At 68.2% G+C, this 2,851-nt stretch carries 3 protein-coding genes; all 3 read left to right on the forward strand.

Features of this window, described 5'->3' with window-relative positions:
• The coding region (locus FKV24_RS06475) for an SPOR domain-containing protein (RefSeq protein ID WP_211371806.1) at window positions 1-263 on the forward strand (263 nt) is incomplete at its 5' end.
• Between the two features lie 40 nt (window positions 264-303).
• Entirely contained in the window at window positions 304-1,167 is an 864-nt protein-coding gene (locus tag FKV24_RS06480; RefSeq protein ID WP_141481803.1) for a CvpA family protein, read from the forward strand.
• Window positions 1,168-1,233: 66 nt separating this feature from the next.
• Window positions 1,234-2,703: an amidophosphoribosyltransferase gene (gene purF, locus FKV24_RS06485; protein ID WP_141481804.1), complete on the forward strand. Its 1,470-nt coding sequence runs from the start codon at window positions 1,234-1,236 to the stop codon at window positions 2,701-2,703.
• Window positions 2,704-2,851: the final 148 nt, after the last annotated feature.

The raw sequence follows: 2,851 nt of genomic DNA on the forward strand, positions 1-2,851 counted from the left end.
CCAAGCCGGCGGCCCCGGCCGCCGCCACGGTGGGTTTCGCGGTGCAACTGGGCGCCTTCAGCCATGCCGAGGAGGCCGGCAAGCTGCGCGACCGCGCCCGCGCGGCGGGCTTCACCGCCTTCATCGAACAGATCAGGACCGACAAGGGTGTGCTCAACCGAGTACGGGTCGGTCCAGTGGCCAGCCGCGCCGAGGCCGAGCAGCTGAAGGCGCAGGTCGCCGCCAGGCTCGGGATCGCCGGGATCGTGCGGCCACATCCGTGAAAAGGAGCTTTCCGATGGCAACGACGACAGGGGCCGGGTCATGACGGCGATCGACTGGGTATTGATCGCGATCGTGGTGGTGTCGGCCCTGCTGGGCCTGATGCGGGGCTTCGTCGGCGTGGTGCTGTCGTTGATTTCCTGGGTGCTCGCCGGCGCGGTGGCATACGGTTTCGGCGACGACGCGGCGATGATGTTGTCGGATACCGCGAGCCCGGGCATGGGCTACGTGGTCGGCGGCTACGCATTGTGTTTCGCCACCGTGCTGGTGTCGGTGAAGTTGCTGAGCTGGTTCGTCCGGCGGGTGCTGGAGTCGGTCGGCCTGTCGGGGATGGATCGCGGGCTGGGCTTCGCGTTCGGTCTGGTGCGCGGCATGTTGTTCGCCTGCGCGCTGGTGCTGCTGATGGGGTTCACCTCGCTGCCGGGCGATACCCAGTGGCGGCGCTCGCAGACCATTCCGATGTTCGAGCCGGGCGCGCGCTGGCTGCGCGACCTGTTGCCGGCGGCGATCGCCGGCCAGGTCAGCTTCAACGGCCCCGGTCCGTTGTCCGGAGAAAACCTGCGGCAGCACAGCCAGGTGCTGGCGCCGATGACCGGTGGCGGCGACATGCTCGGCGGCCAGGACCCGAACGAATTGCTTCGTTCGCTCAGCGAGCAGATGGCCGGCAGTGGCGCCGGACGGCCGGCCGGACCATCCGGCGGACAGCCGATGCAATTGCCGCTGCCGGAGATCGACGGACTCGAGGATCTGCAGGGACTGATCCCGGCGCAGCTCGGCCGGACGCCGAAGAAGGAAGCCGCGACGCCTGGCGTGGATCCGGCCAACGTCGACGCCGCCAGCGGCGGCCAGACCTATGATCCGGCCGCGGTCGACGGCCCTTCCTCGCGGCCGTCGCCATCCAGGTAATCCAGCGGTCGCGGCGGATGCCGGGGCCACAGCAAGTCATTCACTCCCCAGCAGGACACACGCGCCATGTGCGGCATTATCGGTATCGTCGGCCAGAACGACGTCGCGGCACAGTTGTACGACGGACTTACGGTGCTCCAGCACCGCGGCCAGGATGCGGCCGGCATTGCGACCGCGGAGGGCACGCGTCTGCGCGTGCACAAGGGCAACGGTCTGGTCCGCGACGTGTTCGACCAGGTCTCGATGCAACTGCTGCGCGGCAACATCGGTATCGGCCACTGCCGTTATCCGACCGCCGGCAGCGAGGGCTCGGACGAGGCGCAGCCGTTCTACGTGAACTCGCCGTTCGGCATCGTGCTCGCCCACAACGGCAACCTGGTCAACACCGAGGCGCTGCGCGGCGAGGTGTTCGCCCAGGACCGCCGCAACGTCAACACCGAGTCCGACTCGGAGGTGTTGCTTAACGTCTTCGCCCATGAGCTGGACACCCAGAAGGCGCTGAGTCCGGCGGCGGTGTTCAAGGCGATCGAGGGCGTGCACCGGCGCTGCGTCGGCGGCTACGCGGTGGTCGCCGCGGTGCTGGGCCTGGGCCTGGTCGCGTTCCGCGATCCCCATGGCATCCGTCCGCTGGTGCTGGGCAAGCGGCACAAGGACGGCCGCGACGAGTACGCGGTGGCCAGCGAATCGGTCGCGCTCGACCTGACCGGCTTCGAGCGCGTGCGCGATGTGCGTCCGGGCGAGGGCGTGGTCGTCACCGAGGACGGCCAGTTGTTCGTCCAGCCCTGCTCGGAGCAGGTGCCGCACACGCCGTGCATGTTCGAGTACGTCTACTTCGCGCGCCCGGATTCGATGATGGACGACGTCTCCGTGCACAAGGCGCGCATGCGCATGGGCCAGACCCTCGGCGAGAAGATCCTGCGGCTGCGACCGGACCACGACATCGACACGGTCATTCCGATCCCCGATTCCTCGCGCGACGCCGCGCTCGAGGTCGCCAACGTGCTGGGGGTGAAGTACCGCGAGGGCTTCATCAAGAACCGCTACGTCGGCCGCACCTTCATCATGCCGGGCCAGAGCGAGCGCGCGAAATCGGTGCGCCGCAAGCTCAACCCGATCCCGTTGGAGTTCCGCAACCGTGTGGTGCTGCTGGTCGACGATTCGATCGTGCGCGGCACCACCAGCCAGCAGATCGTGCAGATGGCCCGCGAGGCTGGCGCGCGCAAGGTCTACCTCGCCTCGGCGGCGCCGCCGGTGCGGCATCCGAACATCTACGGCATCGACATGCCGACCCGCGAGGAACTGATCGCCTACGACCGCGACGAAAAGGAAATCGAGGCGATCCTGGGCTGCGACTGGCTGATCTACCAGGACCTGAGCGATCTGGAGCAGGCGGTGTCGGGACCCAAGCAGCGGATCGCGCGCTTCGACTCCTCCTGCTTCAACGGCGAGTACGTCACCGGCACCGCCGACGACTACTTCGAGCGGATCAAGCACCTGCGCTCGGACGATGCCAAGGCCCAGCGTCGCGCGTCCTGATGACGCCGGCGCATGGCGCGTATCCGTCGGTCGCGGATTTTCACGCAATGACGATCACGCCACGATGATCACGCAACGATGACCTCGCCGGCATGACGTCGCTGTTCGACGCCGCGCGCGCCTGCCTGGATGCCGGCGCGCCGGACGA

This window comes from Marilutibacter maris (assembly GCF_006546735.2).
In the GTDB taxonomy this organism is placed as follows: domain Bacteria; phylum Pseudomonadota; class Gammaproteobacteria; order Xanthomonadales; family Xanthomonadaceae; genus Marilutibacter; species Marilutibacter maris.

Excerpts from the sequence above, each read along its gene's own strand:
- FKV24_RS06480 (WP_141481803.1), top strand. The coding sequence starts at position 304 with ATGACGGCGATCGACTGGGTATTGATCGCGATCGTGGTGGTGTCGGCC.
- purF (WP_141481804.1), top strand. The coding sequence starts at position 1,234 with ATGTGCGGCATTATCGGTATCGTCGGCCAGAACGACGTCGCGGCACAG.